Genomic DNA, 16,359 nt, shown 5'->3' with positions numbered 1-16,359 from the left:
TTACGCCTTCACAGCTGGTTTAACGATCAGGTCGCTACCGGTAGCACCGGGAACTGCACCTTTAACCAGCAGCAGGTTGCGCTCAGCGTCAACACGTACTACGTCCAGGCTCTGAACAGTTACGCGCTCATTACCCAGCTGACCTGCCATTTTCTTGCCTTTGAACACTTTGCCCGGAGTCTGGTTCTGACCGATAGAACCCGGAACGCGGTGAGACAAGGAGTTACCGTGGGTTGCGTCCTGGGTACGGAAGTTCCAGCGCTTAACGGTACCTGCGAAACCTTTACCTTTAGAGGTGCCAGTTACGTCTACTTTTTTAACGTCAGCGAAAATTTCAACGCTGATGCTCTGACCTACAGAATACTCATCACCTTCAGCGGTGCGGAATTCCCACAGGCCACGGCCAGCTTCTACGCCAGCTTTAGCAAAATGACCAGCTTCAGGTTTGGTCACACGGTTTGCTTTTTTAGCACCGGTGGTAACCTGAATTGCCTGGTAACCATCGTTCTCCAGGCCTTTGACCTGAGTAACGCGGTTCGCTTCAACTTCGATTACGGTTACTGGGATAGATACGCCATCTTCAGTGAAGATGCGGGTCATACCCACTTTTTTACCGACTAAACCAATCATTGTTTCAACCTCTCAATCGCTCGATGACCTGATTAACCCAGGCTGATCTGCACGTCAACACCGGCAGCCAGGTCCAGACGCATCAGAGCATCAACGGTTTTTTCAGTTGGCTCAACGATGTCTACCAGACGCTTGTGAGTGCGAATTTCGTACTGGTCACGCGCATCTTTGTTAACGTGCGGAGAGATCAGAACGGTAAAGCGCTCTTTGCGGGTCGGCAGCGGGATCGGACCACGTACCTGCGCACCAGTGCGCTTGGCAGTCTCGACGATTTCCGCGGTTGATTGATCGATCAGACGATGATCAAACGCTTTAAGACGGATACGGATTCTTTGGTTCGACATGAGACCAAGGCTCCAAACATTTTATAGACGAAAAAAATTACTACTCGAACCCATTACGATTGATGGGAGAGTGTAATCGTTCAGCATATAACTCCACAGTTGGGAGTATTGTCAGACGGCCCAACAAACTGCCGTCTGCGATTCAGCTCGAATCGCGCCTGCCAATATCGGCAGGCCCGCGCATTATACGTAGATTTGCTCAGGAAGCAACCCACGATGCACATTTGCCACAGAAAACTGTGTTTAACGCTTTTGTGTACGTCTGCACAAAAGCCCTGCAGGACGGATGTCTTCGCCCCTTTTTTTCTGGGCGCGGTTTTCCATTCTCTTTTTCTTATCCGCGACGCAGAGGATGCGTTCAGACAGACTCAGTCATCACATCAGGTTAACCGGAGGTCATCGTGTTGCTCATCATCGTTGCTGTCTCCCTGTCAGGCGGCGCGCTTGGCAGCTTTCTCGCCCTGGCCTGTCAACGTTTTAATACGTCCGCTTCACCACGTCGCTGGCTGCAGTCATTGTGGACGCCGCCTTCCCACTGTAGTTACTGTCGCCGCACGATCCTGTGGCACGACAGCGTTCCGCTGATAAGCTGGCTGTGGTTGCGGGGGCACTGTCGGTTTTGTTCGCATCCGGTCGGTTTGCTGCCCGTGCTGTTTGAGCTGACAGGCGCCCTGCTCTGCCTGTTGCTGGCTTACCTGTTTCACGACAATCTCATTCATGCGCTGTTTCCGCTTCTGGCTTCCTGTTTGCTCCTCGTCCTTGCGGCCATCGACCAGCGCCACTTCCTGCTGACAGATGTTCTCACCCACGCGCTCCTGTGGCTGGGTCTTTCACGTTTCATGTTCTTTCAGCCACTCACGGTCAGTTCGGCCATCGGTGGCGTCATGTTTGGCTATGGTTCACTTTGGTTGCTTGCCGGAATTTTTCAACAGGTTACACGGCGGAAGGGATTAGGTTGTGGGGATATTAAACTGTTTGCCGCACTGGGCGCATGGTGTGGTTGGCAGGCCCTGCCCTTCATTGCCCTGACCGCCTGTACGACAGCCTTGATCGCTTTCGGCGCGCTGCGGATAAGGAACTGGGCGTGGTACCTGAACAGCCCGCTTCCCTTTGGCCCTTTCCTGGCCGTCGCGGGCTGGGGAGTTATCGTTAGTCAAAGCCTTACTCTTCTTTGATTTGCGCCTGCAGGTAATTCTGGATGCCCATCTTACTAATAAGATCAAGCTCAGTTTCAATCCAGTCGATATGGTGCTCCTCATCTTCGAGGATGGCGATCATCATATCGCGGCTTACGTAATCATGAACTTTATCCGCATAGGCGATGGCTTCACGCAGGTCTTTTGCGCCTTCGAGTTCAAGATTGAGATCGGACTGCAACATCTCCCCGACATCTTCTCCAATCCTGAGTCGTCCCAGATCCTGCAGATTAGGAATGCCTTCAAGAAACAGAATACGTTCGATGTATTTATCCGCATGCTTCATTTCATCTATGGACTCATGGTACTCAACGTCGTTAAGACGCATCAGTCCCCAGTTTTTGAACATCCGTGCATGTAAGAAGTACTGGTTTATTGCAACCAGTTCATTCCCCAACAATTTATTGAGATGACTTATGATTTTCGCATCGCCCTTCATTTCGCTTCCTCCGCTCATGTTTATTTGAGCGTAGATGCGGTTAAAAAGAAGTCAAAAAAACGCGATGAAAATTGTGGGTATTATCAAGTCGGTGGTGTGTGTGCGTTTACGCGATTTCTTTATATTGCGGAGCGTGCTGCATCTCTTCATCCATAATCGCACGGGCATCCCGAATACATTTTCCACATTGCTTTCCCACGGGCACGATTTGGCGCAACTGCTGGATAGATTTGGGCTGATAACGGCGCACGACTTCACGGAGCGTTTTGTCACTGATGGCATTACACAGACAGACGTACATTTATTCATCACCCGGTCTATTTCGTGCGCACAGTGTAAATGCGAATCGTTTTTATTTCAAACCTACCTTTTGTGAGGAGAAAGCCTGCGTGATTAAATGACAGGCATAAAAAAAGAGCACCGAAGTGCTCTTTTTATTTTGCAGTGGCCACTCATGTGGCCACATCAGAGATCACAATTAAGCGATAACTTTAGCAACAACGCCCGCGCCAACGGTACGGCCACCTTCGCGGATTGCGAAGCGCAGACCTTCGTCCATTGCGATTGGGTGGATCAGGGTAACAACCATTTTGATGTTGTCGCCTGGCATAACCATTTCAACGCCTTCTGGCAGCTCTACTGAACCGGTCACGTCAGTGGTACGGAAGTAGAACTGTGGACGGTAGCCCTTGAAGAACGGAGTATGGCGGCCACCTTCGTCTTTAGACAGAACGTAAACTTCTGACTCGAACTTGGTGTGTGGCTTGATGGTGCCTGGCTTCGCCAGAACCTGACCACGCTGGATGTCTTCACGCTTGATACCGCGCAGCAGAACACCACAGTTTTCGCCTGCCTGACCCTGGTCCAGCAGTTTGCGGAACATTTCAACACCGGTACAGGTTGATTTCGCCGTATCTTTGATACCCACGATTTCAACTTCGTCGCCGACTTTAACAACACCGCGCTCAACACGACCGGTTACTACAGTACCACGGCCAGAGATTGAGAATACGTCTTCGATTGGCAGCAGGAACGGCATGTCGATAGCACGAACCGGATCCGGGATGTAGTTGTCCAGGTGGTTAGCCAGCTCAACGATCTTCTCTTCCCACTCTGGGTTGCCTTCCAGCGCTTTCAGTGCTGAACCGCGAACGATTGGAGTATCGTCGCCCGGGAAGTCGTACTGTGACAGCAGGTCACGGACTTCCATCTCAACCAGCTCCAGCAGCTCTTCGTCATCAACCATGTCACACTTGTTCAGGAACACGATGATGTAAGGAACGCCTACCTGACGACCCAGCAGGATGTGCTCACGGGTCTGCGGCATTGGGCCGTCAGTCGCAGCAACAACCAGGATCGCGCCGTCCATCTGCGCAGCACCGGTGATCATGTTTTTCACATAGTCGGCGTGGCCCGGGCAGTCAACGTGTGCATAGTGGCGAGACGGGGTTTCATACTCAACGTGTGCAGTGTTGATGGTGATACCACGTGCTTTTTCTTCAGGGGTGCTGTCGATCTGGTCGAACGCACGCGCCTGGCCGCCGTTGGTTTTAGCCAGAACGGTGGTGATTGCTGCAGTCAGGGTGGTTTTACCGTGGTCAACGTGACCGATGGTGCCCACGTTTACGTGCAGTTTGTTACGTTGAAATTGCTCTTTCGCCATGGCGATATTCCTTACGTTATGCCTTCATCACCCGGGATGAAGGCATCAGTTCAAATTTAAACCGTAGCTTATTTGCTACGAGCTTCAATAACGGCCTGCGCAACGTTGTTCGGTGCGTCGTCATACTTCAGGAACTCCATGGAGTACGAAGCACGACCTTTGGTCAGAGAGCGCAGCTGAGTTGCATATCCGAACATTTCAGACAGTGGAACTTCAGCGTGGATCTGAACGCCAGTAGCGTTAGATTCCTGCCCTTTGAGCATACCACGACGACGGCTAAGGTCACCGATTACGTCACCGGTGTTCTCTTCTGGGGTTTCAACTTCAACCTTCATGATAGGCTCAAGCAGAACAGGCTGCGCTTTCTTAAAGCCATCTTTAAAGGCTATAGACGCGGCCAGTTTAAACGCCAGTTCAGAGGAGTCAACGTCATGGTAAGAACCGAAGTGCAGACGAACACCCAGATCCACAACCGGATAACCTGCCAGTGGGCCTGATTTCAACTGCTCCTGGATACCTTTATCAACGGCTGGGATGAATTCGCCAGGAATTACACCACCTTTAATATCGTTGACAAATTCGTAACCTTTCGGGTTCGAACCTGGCTCCAGCGGGTACATGTCGATAACAACATGACCGTACTGACCACGACCACCAGACTGCTTGGCGTGTTTACCTTCGATACCGGTAACTTTAGAGCGGATAGCTTCACGGTAAGCAACCTGTGGTTTACCCACGTTCGCTTCAACGTTGAATTCACGCTTCATACGGTCAACGATGATATCGAGGTGAAGTTCACCCATACCAGCGATGATAGTCTGGTTAGACTCTTCGTCAGTCCATACGCGGAATGACGGGTCTTCTTTCGCCAGACGACCCAGAGCCAGACCCATTTTTTCCTGGTCAGCTTTGGTTTTCGGCTCAACGGCGATAGAAATTACCGGCTCAGGGAATTCCATACGCTCCAGAATGATTGGCGCGTTTGGATCACACAGGGTATCACCAGTGATAACGTCTTTCAGGCCGATCGCAGCGGCGATGTCACCTGCGCGAACTTCGCTGATTTCTTCACGTTTGTTAGCGTGCATCTGAACGATACGACCGAAACGCTCACGTGCAGATTTCACGGAGTTCAGAACGGTATCGCCTGAGTTAACCACACCAGAGTAAACGCGGAAGAACGTCAGGTTACCCACGAATGGGTCAGTTGCGATCTTAAACGCCAGAGCAGAGAACGGCTCTTCATCACTTGCGTGACGCTCAGCTGGGGTATCTTTACCATCGTCCAGCATACCGTTGATTGCCGGTACATCGGTCGGGGCTGGCAGATACTCAACAACCGCATCCAGCATTGCCTGAACACCTTTGTTCTTAAATGCAGAACCACAGGTCACCAGGATGATTTCGTTTTTCAGCACGCGCTGACGCAGCGCTTTTTTGATCTCTTCTTCAGTCAGCTCTTCACCGCTGAAGAATTTCTCCATCAGCTCTTCAGAGGCTTCTGCTGCAGCTTCGATCAGCTTGCCGCGCCATTCTTCAGCCAGTTCTTGCAGGTTAGCTGGGATCTCTTCGTAATCGAAGGTCACGCCCGCATCCTGGTCGTTCCAGTTGATGGCTTTCATTTTGATCAGGTCAACAACGCCGGTGAAGTTTTCTTCAGCGCCGATAGCGATCTGCAGCGGAACCGGAGTCGCGCCCAGACGAGATTCGATCTGACCAACTACTTTCAGGAAGTTTGCACCCATGCGGTCCATTTTGTTAACGAACGCAATGCGTGGAACTTTATATTTGTTAGCCTGACGCCATACGGTCTCAGACTGTGGCTGAACACCACCTACAGCACAGTAAACCATTACTGCGCCATCGAGCACACGCATGGAACGTTCTACTTCGATGGTGAAGTCAACGTGTCCCGGGGTGTCGATGATGTTGATGCGGTGTGGCTCAAACTGCTTAGCCATACCTGACCAGAACGCGGTCGTTGCAGCAGACGTGATGGTAATACCACGTTCCTGCTCCTGTGCCATCCAGTCCATGGTCGCTGCGCCATCATGCACTTCACCGATTTTGTGGTTAACACCGGTGTAGAACAGGATACGCTCGGTAGTAGTGGTTTTACCGGCGTCGATGTGTGCGCTGATACCGATATTACGGTAGCGCGCAATGGGTGTTGTACGAGCCATTTTATTCCTCGGTTTTTAGGACGTTCAAAGTTAGTCGACCCCAGCGGGTTGGCTGTTTGAGCGCCCGCTGGTTTAACAACAACTACGCAGCTGTTACCAGCGGTAGTGAGCGAACGCCTTGTTGGCTTCAGCCATACGGTGAACGTCTTCACGTTTCTTAACTGCAGTACCTTTGTTTTCTGCAGCGTCAGAAAGTTCGTTCGCCAGGCGTAAAGCCATAGATTTATCACCGCGTTTACGAGCAGCTTCTACGATCCAACGCATTGCCAGGGCATTACGACGAACCGGACGGACTTCAACTGGAACCTGATAGGTTGAACCACCAACGCGACGTGACTTAACTTCGACAGTCGGACGCACGTTTTCGAGAGCAACCTCAAAAGCTTCCAAGCCATCTTTACCAGCACGTTGAGCCAGGGTCTCAAGTGCGGTATAGACGATAGATTCAGCAGTAGATTTTTTACCATCTACCATCAGGATATTTACAAATTTAGCCAGCAGCTCTGATCCGAACTTAGGATCCGGCAGAATTTTACGCTGACCAATGACGCGACGACGTGGCATGGAAATACTCCGTTGTTAATTCAGGATTGTCCAAAACTCTACGAGTTTAGTTTGACATTTAAGTTAAAACGTTTGGCCTTACTTAACGGAGAACCATTAAGCCTTTGGCTTCTTCACGCCGTACTTGGAGCGTGACTGCTTACGGTCTTTAACACCTGAGCAGTCCAGCGCGCCACGAACGGTGTGGTAACGCACACCTGGCAGGTCTTTAACACGACCGCCACGGATCAGGATCACGGAGTGTTCCTGCAGGTTGTGACCTTCACCACCGATGTAGGAGGTGACTTCAAAACCGTTAGTCAAACGCACACGGCAAACTTTACGCAGTGCTGAGTTTGGTTTTTTAGGAGTGGTGGTGTACACACGGGTACAAACGCCACGTTTCTGCGGGCAAGCTTCCAGCGCCGGCACGTTGCTCTTTGCAACTTTGCGGACGCGTGGTTTGCGAACCAGCTGGTTAACTGTTGCCATTAAATAGCTCCTGGGATTTAGCTTTTTGCTTCGTAAACACGTAATAAATCACCTCGTAGAATTACGAGGAGGCAGAATTTTAGGGCTGTGTCAAAAAGGTGTCAAGAAATAACCAGGGGGCCAACGCATTACCAGGCCATTTGTTGTTGATGTTTTACCGTTAGCGCAACGAAAAAAGTATAGTCCACAGACTGCACAACAGGGGAAATTTGCGTGCTCAGCCCCCGGGCATTCAGGTCATCTTCCAGTGCCCAGAGCTTCGCCCCTGAGGCGCGAAGCTGTTCCAGCGCCCTGCTGCCCTCAATCGCCGCCAGTACGCCATCCTGCAGCAAGAGCAGGTCATCCTCCGGCATAAGCAGTCGGGTCAGGCTTTCGATGTCGCTGTAAGTCGGTGAGTGAAATAACGTATGCAGCATTAGGTGCTCTTAAAAAGTCAAAATACGGTCATAGCCTGCGAGTTTTTGCCGCAGGGCCGACGCATCTAAAATTTCGGCATCCAGAATGCGTGGCGCATTTTCCGCTAAACCGCGCGACTGCAGCGATGCCCTGCACAGATAACACTGGTCGATATCATACAGCGCCAGCACGCCGAAGGTAGCGGCATAATGCCGGCTGTGAATATTTTCCGGCTGTTGCTCACTGTTAAGCTGCAGAACGCCATCTCCAATAAAAAACAGGCCGATATCGTCACTCAACGCGCCGGTGGCCAGCACCGCATCTAACCCTTCACGTCCCGCACTGCTGCCATGTGGGGCTCGGGTGAATACAAACGCGACACGCTTCATCAGAACTGCACCATCCGCTCGCAACGCAGCGCCGCTTCCGCCAGCGCGCCTAAGCCGGCCAGGGTAAAACCGGGCTGAAGATTCGCGCCCGGCAGCGCAAGCCGTGAGGCTTCCTGCGCATCCGTTACGCCGCGCCGGAGTGCGGCCGCCACGCAAATGTTCAGCGCCACGCCATGCGCCTGATGAAGCGACTGCCAGGCACGAACAAGATCGAATTCGTCACTGGCGGGCGCGCTAAGCTGATTGGCGTTCAGCACGCCTTCCCGATAAAAAAAGACGCTTTCCAGCTGGTGTCCCGCTGCCAGCAGCGCGTTGGCAAACAGCAGGGCGCTGGTCGCCTGCTGCGTACCATAGGCCGGACCGGTGACAAGAAGCGCATAGCGCATTAACGATCCTGCCCCTGAAAGTCACCGTTTTTAAACTGGCGGATGTACAGGTACACGGTATGTTTGGAAATATTTAAGCGCTCGGCGACCTGATTGATGGCGTCTTTGATATCGAAAATCCCTTTTTCATACAGATTCAATACGATCTGACGGTTCTTGGCATTATTCGAGACGTTACGGTCGGCGCTCACTTCTTCAATCGTAAATTCCAGCGTCTGCATGACCAGGTCATCGACCGAACTGGCAAAGTTCACATTGGAATCGACCTGCTGCATCTCTGGCGGCAGAAACGTCGACATGATCTGTGAAAACGGAACGTCGAGGTTCATGTTGATACACAGTAAGCCAATCACCCGCTGCTGGCGATTACGAATCGCAATCGTGACGGACTTCATCAGCACACCACTTTTCGCGCGGGTAAAGTAAGCGCGGGAGACGTTGCTGTCTGCACCCTGCATATCATGCAGCATGCGCAAGGCTAAATCCGTGATGGGCGAGCCCACTTTACGCCCTGTATGCTCGCCGTTAGCAATACGCACGGCCGAACAGTTTAAATCTTCCAGTGAGTGAAGGACGATTTCACAATGCGAGCCGATCAACATGGCAAGACCATCTACAACGGCCTCATACGATTTTAAAATATCGTAATCAGTTTGCTCGAACGGATGCTGCTCCAGAAGATCGAAGTCGCTCAGTTCACCGGGATTGAATGGATTAGACATTGAAGACATCACCCTACATGGCTGGAGCCTGTCACAGCGGCTACGGGCAGACTCAATATTGGGATAGTTATGCAGGCGATAGTCTGGCAAATGTCGCGGGGTTATGCCAGAGGTTTGTCATAAAGAGAAACCGCCACCCGAAGGTGGCGGCAGACAGATTACTGGGATTTCTTCGCGTCAGCAGCAGGTGCCTGCGTTTTTTCATCCGCTTTTGGTGCCGGTTTGATATCAAGCAGCTCAACGTCAAACACCAGCGTGGAGTTAGCCGGGATGCCCGGAACACCGTTTTTACCGTACGCCAGGTTTGGTGGGATAACCAGCTTGATCTTACCGCCTTTCTTAACGTGCTTCAGGCCTTCAGTCCAGCCTGGAATCACGCCGTCAAGACGGAAAGACAGGGGCTCACCGCGCGTGTAAGAGTTATCAAACTCGGTGCCGTCGATCAGCGTACCTTTGTAGTTTACAACGACTGTATCGCTGTCTTTTGGTGCCTCACCGGTCCCTTCTTTCTCAACCTTATACAGCAGACCACTTTCGGTCTTCTTCACGCCGCTCTCTTTAGCAAACTTAGCGCTGTAAGCTTCACCCTTCTCGGCATTTTCTTTTGCGTCTTTTTCCATCTTGGCTGACGCCGCGCCTTTCACGCGGGCTTCGAACGCCTGCAGGGTTTGCTCGATTTCTTCGTCAGACAGCTTGCTCTTGCCGCCAAACGCGTCCTGAACACCGGCAATCAGTTGCTGCTTGTCCAGCTTGATGCCCAACTTCTCCTGTTCTTTCAGGGAGTTGTCCATATAACGGCCCAGTGACGCACCCAAAGCGTATGCAGATTGCTGATCTTCATTTTTGAAGGCGGCATTTTTTGGAGCCTGAGGAGCAGACTGTGGAGCATCGGCAGCGGCCGGAGCTGCTGCTGTTTCTGCAGCCATTGCCAGCGGAGCATTCAGCGCGACGGCCATGGTGGTAGCTAACAATGTGACTTTAAACAGTGATTTCATCCTTTCTCCAAAACCGAAGCCTCTCACCTCGGGAATCATTGCGGACTGAGGGCCCACACTATAACTTTACGTGGCAATGACGAACACTCCCACAACGTAATTATCTGGTCTACTTCCGACCTTTTTTGCATCAGGAAGTTTCACCAGAGATGATGTCATCTGACCCTTTTTCAAGCTAAACACCAAATAAAAGCGAATAAATAGGGCAATTCTGCAACGCCAGCCTTTAGAATCATGCGCTGAGTAACCCCTTAACAGGAGAAAAGATCATGCAACAGTCAGAGTGGGAACAACGTATTGAAGCGCTTGAAAGTAAGCTGGCCTTTCAGGAGATCACTATCGATCAACTGAACAATACCGTCGTTCAGCATGAACTTGAAATGAGTAAGATGCGCGAACATATGCGCCTGTTACTTGAGAAGTTTAAAGCCAGCGCGCCGTCGATGATTGCCGATGCTTCAGAAGAAACCCCGCCGCCGCATTACTGATCCATCCGTGACAGGCCAGGCTGACTGTCGGCAGGCCCGCTCTGCCGAGGTCTGCTGACAATAAAATGCCGCAAAAAGTAAGGCCACCCGAAGGTGGCTCTGCACTACCGCGTCGGACTTAGTGGCTGCAGCCACAACCACCCGTTCCGCAACCACCTTTACCGTGGTCATGGTCATGGTCGTGATCGTGGTGATGACCATCTGCACCGTGAACATGGCCGTGTGCCAGCTCTTCCGGTGTGGCTTCACGAATCGCAACCACCTCAACGTTAAAGTTCAGGTTCTGACCCGCCAGCATGTGGTTACCGTCAACCACAACATGGTCGTCTTCCACTTCGGTGATTTCAACCGGCACCGGACCCTGATCGGTTTCCGCCAGGAAACGCATGCCAACCTGTAATTCGTCAACGCCCATAAAGACGTCTTTTGGTACGCGCTGTACCAGGTTGTCATCGTACTGACCGTACGCGTCATTTGCCGGGATATGCACGTCAAACTTATCGCCCGCGACGTGGTTTTCCAGCGCATTTTCCAGACCAGAAATCAGGGAACCATGACCGTGCAGATAGTCTAACGGTGCACTCACCGGTGACTCGTCAACCAACACACCGTCTTCTGTACGTACCTGATAGGCCAGGCTTACCACCAGGTCTTTTGCTACTTTCATGATATCTCCTAACCGTTGAGAACTAAGATCCCGTCTCATTGGTCTATTCTTGCGTGCAATAACACCAACCAGAAAGGTTCGGGGCTGAGTACAAGAGGCACTCTTTTGCTCTTGCGACTTCAGCGTTAATGGCGTCAATTGTAACGGAATTCAATCCCGCTGTGTGCTTAAGCTTAAAAAAAGCTGGGCCATTTCGCTACTCGGGATGGAAAATTCCGATCACTTGCTCGTTACTGCGAACCTGATCGCGTGCCTGTTTATCGGCTTCCCGCATTTGATGGCCGCACTTTACACACTCGACGACATCGACATTGTTTTCACGCCACATGGCCAGCGTGTCTTTTTCCTGACAATGCGGACATACCGCACCAGCAATAAAGCGTTTACGCATGCTGTTCTACCTGTGTCTTTTGATTACTGATCGTCATCCCAGTCATGGAACTGACGTCGTTCATGCTGCATTTCACGCTGAAAAATGTCTTCCAGTTCACGTCGCGCCTCGCGGACACGGGAAATCTGCGCCATATCAGAGTGGACAGGCATCAGCTCCCGCAACATGCGCATATCCAGCCGGCGGAAGTGTTGCTGTGCCCGATGAGCCTGATGAGGATGCATTCCCAGCGACATAAGCGTTTTACGCCCCAGTTCCAGCGCACTGGAAAAAGTTTCACGTGAGAACTGCGTCACGCCCGCCTGCAGCAGTTCGTGGGCTTCCACACGACCACGGGCACGCGCCATAATCTGCAAATGCGGAAAATGTTGCTGGCAGAGATGCACAATCGTCATCGCATCTTCCGGATTGCTGCAGGTAATGACGATTGACTGCGCATCAGCCGCACCCGCCGCTCGCAGCAGTTCCAGCTCCGTTGCATCACCATAGTAAACCTTGTAGCCGTACTTGCGCATCAGGTTGACCGCACTAATATCACGCTCCAGTACGGTGATGCGCTTATTGTTTGCCATCAGCAAACGGCCCACTACCTGACCAAAACGTCCGAAGCCCACCACAATGACCTGCGGCTGATCGTCCTCAACGAAGGGTTTTTCAGTGTCTTCATCGCTTTCATTAAAGCGACGCGCCAACAGCCGATCAATTGCCTGCATCAGCAGCGGCGTGGTCATCATGGACAGCGTCACGGTAACCAGCAGCAGCGGCAGTTGGTCGCCCGAGAACAGTCTGGCTGACGAGGCCGCCGAGAACAGTACAAAAGCAAACTCGCCGCCCTGACTCAACACGCCGGCAAACTGCTGACGTTCAGAGCTGCGTAAGCCATAGATTCGAGCCAGCACATACAGCACCAGTAACTTGACCGACACCAGCGTCAGTACGCCCAGTAAAATGGCGATAATGTGGGTATAAAGCACCCCGAGGTTCAGCGCCATGCCCACCGAGATAAAAAACAGCCCCAGCAGTAAGCCTTTGAACGGCTCGATCGCCACTTCCAGCTCATGACGGTATTCACTTTCCGCCAGCAGAATCCCGGCGATAAAGGTGCCTAACGCCATGGATAACCCCAGCGCATCCATAAACAACGCGGAGCCCAATACCAGCAGCAGCGAGGCGGCGGTAAACACTTCACGCACGCCTGAGGCCGCGATGTAGCGAAAAATGGGGCGCAGTAAATAGCGGCCCCCGACGAGCATGCCGGCAAACGCCAGGACCTTCATGCCCACTTTCATCCAGTCGACGCTGCCGCTGTCATTCCCGGCCAGAAGCGGAATCAGTGCCAACGCCGGAATAACAGCCAGATCCTGAAACAGCAGCACCGAAAACCCTAGCTGGCCCGCTTCGCTGCGGTTCATGCCCTTGTCCCGCATCAGCTGCAAGGCCATCGCCGTTGATGACATGGCCAGACCGATCCCGCCGATTACCGCCGCGCGCCAGTCAAAGTTTGTCAGCCACAGCAATGCGCCAAGAATGGCGGCGGAGAAAATGACCTGCGCGGCACCGATACCAAAGATAGAACGGCGCAGCGCCCACAACTTTGCCGGGTTCAGTTCCAACCCGATGATAAACATCAGAAAGACAACGCCCAGTTCAGAAAAGTGCAGAATCTCGTCGACGTCACTAATAAATCCCAGTCCCCACGGACCAATGGCAATACCGGCCAGTAAGTACCCCAATACTGCGCCAATCCCCAGGCGAGCCGCTACCGGTACAATCAGCACCGCCGCAAAGAGATAGATGACTCCTGCGGTCAGCAGCGTTTGTCCTTCCATTTATAACCCTCCATTCGGCAGCGGTGCTGCCAGCCAGTCGCTATAGGCACGGGCATATTTTTTGAGTAAATCAGGTTGCTGACGGCGCGCCCAGTAAATAATCATCGGCGACATCCAGTGCATACGGCACATCTGTGCGGTCAGCTCAAAAGGTCGCAAAATGTCATTCATGGAATAGCGGTTCAGTCCGTGCTGCTGAAAGGCCGTTTCAGGTTCGCCGGTTGTGACGATACTGCGCCAGTACTTTCCTTCTAATGCGTTTCCGTCTATGCCGTTAGCAAAACCCCGGGACAACACGCGATCTAACCACTCTTTAAGTAACGCCGGGCAGCTGTAGGTATAGAGAGGATGTTGAAAAATAATCACATCATGCTCACGCAGTAGCTGTTGCTCATGGTGGATATCGATAAAAAAATCCGGATAGGCGGCATAGAGGTCATGAACAGTAACATGCTCAAGGGGCCTGGCCGCGTCCAGCAAAATACGATTTGCGATGGAATCCTGCGCTTCCGGATGAGCAAAAAGCAGCAAAATCTTAGGTGGCTGCGACATCCTTTCCCTCCAAAGCGTCGTCATTGGTGCGGATTTCCGCTACCATGCACAACGCAACAAAAACCCAATTATGTTGCACGTAAATTAACATATTCTGACGATACGGCGCTTATGATTGTCTTTTCTGCCCTACAAATTCGCCGCGGTGTTCGCGTCCTGCTCGACAACGCTACCGCCACCATCAATCCCGGCCAAAAAGTCGGGCTGGTGGGTAAAAACGGCTGTGGAAAATCCACCCTGCTGTCGTTGCTGAAAGGTGAGATCACCAGCGATGCGGGATCGTTTACCTTTCCCGGTAACTGGTCGCTTGCCTGGGTGAATCAGGAAACGCCTGCCCTCAGCCAGGCCGCCCTTGACTATGTCATCGATGGCGACCGTGAATACCGCCATCTTGAAGCAGAACTGGCAGAGGCCAACATCAGAAATGACGGAAATGCCATCGCCCTGATTCACGGTAAGCTCGATACCATTCAGGCCTGGACGATTCAGTCGCGCGCCTCAAGCCTGCTGCACGGGCTCGGATTCAGTCAGGAACAGCTTCAGCGCCCGGTCAGTGATTTTTCGGGGGGCTGGCGCATGCGTCTTAACCTGGCCCAGGCACTGCTGTGTCGATCGGACCTGTTGTTACTCGATGAACCGACGAACCACCTCGATCTGGACGCCGTGATCTGGCTGGAACGCTGGCTAAAAAGCTATGAGGGCACGCTGATTCTGATCTCGCACGATCGCGATTTTCTCGATCCGGTGGTGGACAAAATTATCCACATCGAACAGCAGACGATGACCGAGTACACCGGCAACTACAGTTCCTTCGAACGCCAGCGCGGCGCGAAACTGGCCCAGCAGCAGGCGTTATACCAGAGTCAGCAGGAAAAAGTGGCGCACCTGCAAAAATATATCGATCGTTTCCGTGCACAGGCCACCAAAGCCAAACAGGCGCAAAGCCGTATTAAGATGCTGGAACGGATGGAGCTGATTGCGCCAGCCCATGTGGATAATCCGTTTAGCTTCAGCTTCCGCGCACCCGAAAGCCTGCCGAATCCGCTGCTGAAAATGGATAAAGTTACCGCGGGCTATGGCGATCGCATTATTCTGAACGCCATTAAACTTAACCTGGTGCCGGGATCGCGCATTGGCCTGCTGGGTCGCAACGGTGCCGGCAAGTCAACGCTGATTAAGCTGCTGGCGGGCGAACTCGCCGCCAAAGCGGGCGAAATTGGCCTGGCGAAAGGGATCAAGCTGGGTTACTTCGCTCAGCATCAGCTGGAGTTCCTGCGCGCCGATGAGTCGCCTTTACAACATCTTTCACGGCTTGCGCCGAAAGTGCTCGAGCAGCAGTTACGGGATTATCTGGGCGGCTTTGGCTTTCAGGGCGATAAAGTCACAGAGGTAACCGAACGCTTCTCTGGCGGCGAAAAAGCGCGGCTGGTGCTGGCGCTGATTGTCTGGCAGCGCCCCAACCTGCTGTTACTGGACGAACCCACCAACCACCTCGATTTGGACATGCGTCAGGCATTAACTGAGGCGTTGATTGATTTCGAAGGCGCACTGGTTGTCGTATCGCACGATCGCCATCTGTTACGCGCCACCACCGATGACCTCTATCTGGTGCATGATGGCAGCGTTGATGTGTTCCCGGGCGATCTGGAAGATTATCAGCAGTGGCTGAGCGACCTGCAAAAACAGCAAACGCAAAATGAGGCCGCGCCTAAACAGGACAATGGTAACAGTGCTCAGGCCCGTAAGGATCAAAAGCGTCGTGAAGCCGAGCTGCGAACGCAGACCCAGCCCTTGCGCAAAGAAATCGAGAAGTTAGAAAAACAGATGGCGAAGTGGCAAGCCCAACTGGCCGACGCCGAACACCTGCTGGCAGACAGCGCGCTGTACGAACACAGCCGCAAGGCTGATTTAACGGCTGCCCTGCAAAAACAGGCTGAGAGTAAATCGGCGCTGGAAGAGGTGGAAATGGCCTGGCTGGACGCGCAGGAAAAACTGGAAGCGATGCTCGCCTCCTGACAGAGGCGGCATCACCTTTCGTCACAACCGTACCGGTG

General features: G+C 52.6%; 20 protein-coding genes. 3 read left to right on the top strand and 17 right to left on the bottom strand.

Annotation, left to right across the window (positions count from 1 at the left end; all coding sequences use genetic code 11):
* The gene (gene rplC, locus GC087_RS02145) at nucleotides 1–630 is read right to left on the bottom strand and encodes a 50S ribosomal protein L3 (protein ID WP_006120583.1); all 630 of its coding nucleotides are present in this window, start codon (nucleotides 628–630) and stop codon (nucleotides 1–3) included.
* Nucleotides 631–662: 32 nt separating this feature from the next.
* Nucleotides 663–974: a 30S ribosomal protein S10 gene (gene rpsJ / locus GC087_RS02140; RefSeq protein ID WP_006120582.1), complete on the bottom strand. Its 312-nt coding sequence runs from the start codon at nucleotides 972–974 to the stop codon at nucleotides 663–665.
* Nucleotides 975–1,375: 401 nt separating this feature from the next.
* Between rpsJ and GC087_RS02135 the strand changes: the two genes are divergently transcribed.
* Nucleotides 1,376–2,149, top strand: a complete 774-nt coding sequence (locus GC087_RS02135; protein WP_324029521.1) for a prepilin peptidase — start codon at nucleotides 1,376–1,378, stop codon at nucleotides 2,147–2,149.
* On the opposite strand, the gene bfr is transcribed toward GC087_RS02135, so the two are convergent.
* The 11 genes from bfr to fkpA form a co-directional block, all read right to left on the bottom strand.
* Nucleotides 2,136–2,609, bottom strand: a complete 474-nt coding sequence (gene bfr, locus GC087_RS02130; RefSeq protein WP_006120580.1) for a bacterioferritin — start codon at nucleotides 2,607–2,609, stop codon at nucleotides 2,136–2,138. The genes GC087_RS02135 and bfr overlap by 14 nt on opposite strands.
* A gap of 106 nt (nucleotides 2,610–2,715) precedes the next feature.
* Entirely contained in the window at nucleotides 2,716–2,910 is a 195-nt protein-coding gene (gene bfd, locus GC087_RS02125) for a bacterioferritin-associated ferredoxin (RefSeq protein ID WP_033741530.1), read from the bottom strand.
* Nucleotides 2,911–3,087: 177 nt separating this feature from the next.
* Complete coding sequence (gene tuf, locus GC087_RS02120) at nucleotides 3,088–4,272, bottom strand: elongation factor Tu (RefSeq protein WP_006120578.1); 1,185 nt, start codon at nucleotides 4,270–4,272, stop codon at nucleotides 3,088–3,090.
* Nucleotides 4,273–4,340: 68 nt separating this feature from the next.
* Nucleotides 4,341–6,455: an elongation factor G gene (gene fusA, locus GC087_RS02115; RefSeq protein WP_006120577.1), complete on the bottom strand. Its 2,115-nt coding sequence runs from the start codon at nucleotides 6,453–6,455 to the stop codon at nucleotides 4,341–4,343.
* Nucleotides 6,456–6,548: 93 nt separating this feature from the next.
* Nucleotides 6,549–7,019, bottom strand: a complete 471-nt coding sequence (gene rpsG / locus GC087_RS02110; protein ID WP_006120576.1) for a 30S ribosomal protein S7 — start codon at nucleotides 7,017–7,019, stop codon at nucleotides 6,549–6,551.
* A 96-nt stretch (nucleotides 7,020–7,115) separates the two neighbouring features.
* A complete protein-coding gene (gene rpsL, locus GC087_RS02105) occupies nucleotides 7,116–7,490 on the bottom strand; it encodes a 30S ribosomal protein S12 (RefSeq protein ID WP_006120575.1) in 375 nt (124 codons plus the stop codon).
* A gap of 128 nt (nucleotides 7,491–7,618) precedes the next feature.
* The gene (gene tusB / locus GC087_RS02100; RefSeq protein ID WP_033741532.1) at nucleotides 7,619–7,906 is read right to left on the bottom strand and encodes a sulfurtransferase complex subunit TusB; all 288 of its coding nucleotides are present in this window, start codon (nucleotides 7,904–7,906) and stop codon (nucleotides 7,619–7,621) included.
* A gap of 9 nt (nucleotides 7,907–7,915) precedes the next feature.
* Entirely contained in the window at nucleotides 7,916–8,275 is a 360-nt protein-coding gene (gene tusC / locus GC087_RS02095) for a sulfurtransferase complex subunit TusC (RefSeq protein WP_033741534.1), read from the bottom strand.
* Complete coding sequence (tusD, locus tag GC087_RS02090) at nucleotides 8,275–8,661, bottom strand: sulfurtransferase complex subunit TusD (protein ID WP_006120572.1); 387 nt, start codon at nucleotides 8,659–8,661, stop codon at nucleotides 8,275–8,277. The genes tusC and tusD overlap by 1 nt, the downstream gene beginning before the upstream one ends.
* Entirely contained in the window at nucleotides 8,661–9,383 is a 723-nt protein-coding gene (locus GC087_RS02085; protein WP_054632986.1) for a helix-turn-helix transcriptional regulator, read from the bottom strand. Before GC087_RS02085 ends, tusD begins: the two co-directional genes overlap by 1 nt.
* 158 nt (nucleotides 9,384–9,541) lie before the next feature.
* Entirely contained in the window at nucleotides 9,542–10,378 is an 837-nt protein-coding gene (gene fkpA / locus GC087_RS02080) for an FKBP-type peptidyl-prolyl cis-trans isomerase (RefSeq protein WP_006120570.1), read from the bottom strand.
* A 269-nt stretch (nucleotides 10,379–10,647) separates the two neighbouring features.
* On the opposite strand from fkpA, the gene GC087_RS02075 reads away from it, so the two are divergent.
* Nucleotides 10,648–10,866, top strand: coding sequence for a protein SlyX (locus GC087_RS02075; protein WP_006120569.1), 219 nt, complete (start codon nucleotides 10,648–10,650; stop codon nucleotides 10,864–10,866).
* A gap of 118 nt (nucleotides 10,867–10,984) precedes the next feature.
* On the opposite strand, the gene slyD is transcribed toward GC087_RS02075, so the two are convergent.
* The 4 genes from slyD to kefG all read right to left on the bottom strand — a co-directional run bounded on the left by slyD (nucleotide 10,985) and on the right by kefG (nucleotide 14,305).
* Nucleotides 10,985–11,533, bottom strand: coding sequence for a peptidylprolyl isomerase (gene slyD / locus GC087_RS02070; protein ID WP_006120568.1), 549 nt, complete (start codon nucleotides 11,531–11,533; stop codon nucleotides 10,985–10,987).
* A gap of 196 nt (nucleotides 11,534–11,729) precedes the next feature.
* On the bottom strand, nucleotides 11,730–11,924 hold the full coding sequence (locus GC087_RS02065) for a YheV family putative zinc ribbon protein (RefSeq protein ID WP_006120567.1): 195 nt from the start codon (nucleotides 11,922–11,924) through the stop codon (nucleotides 11,730–11,732).
* Between the two features lie 23 nt (nucleotides 11,925–11,947).
* The gene (kefB, locus tag GC087_RS02060; protein ID WP_006120566.1) at nucleotides 11,948–13,753 is read right to left on the bottom strand and encodes a glutathione-regulated potassium-efflux system protein KefB; all 1,806 of its coding nucleotides are present in this window, start codon (nucleotides 13,751–13,753) and stop codon (nucleotides 11,948–11,950) included.
* A complete protein-coding gene (gene kefG, locus GC087_RS02055; protein WP_006120565.1) occupies nucleotides 13,754–14,305 on the bottom strand; it encodes a glutathione-regulated potassium-efflux system ancillary protein KefG in 552 nt (183 codons plus the stop codon). It abuts the gene before it with no gap.
* A 111-nt stretch (nucleotides 14,306–14,416) separates the two neighbouring features.
* Here kefG and GC087_RS02050 point away from each other — a divergent pair, with 111 nt between their 5' ends.
* Nucleotides 14,417–16,321: an ABC transporter ATP-binding protein gene (locus GC087_RS02050; protein ID WP_058701411.1), complete on the top strand. Its 1,905-nt coding sequence runs from the start codon at nucleotides 14,417–14,419 to the stop codon at nucleotides 16,319–16,321.
* Nucleotides 16,322–16,359 lie beyond the last annotated feature (38 nt).

Source organism: Pantoea sp. JZ2, from assembly GCF_035191405.1.
GTDB classification, from domain to species: Bacteria; Pseudomonadota; Gammaproteobacteria; order Enterobacterales; family Enterobacteriaceae; genus Pantoea; species Pantoea stewartii.
This window is presented reverse-complemented; position numbering and strand designations above follow the sequence as displayed.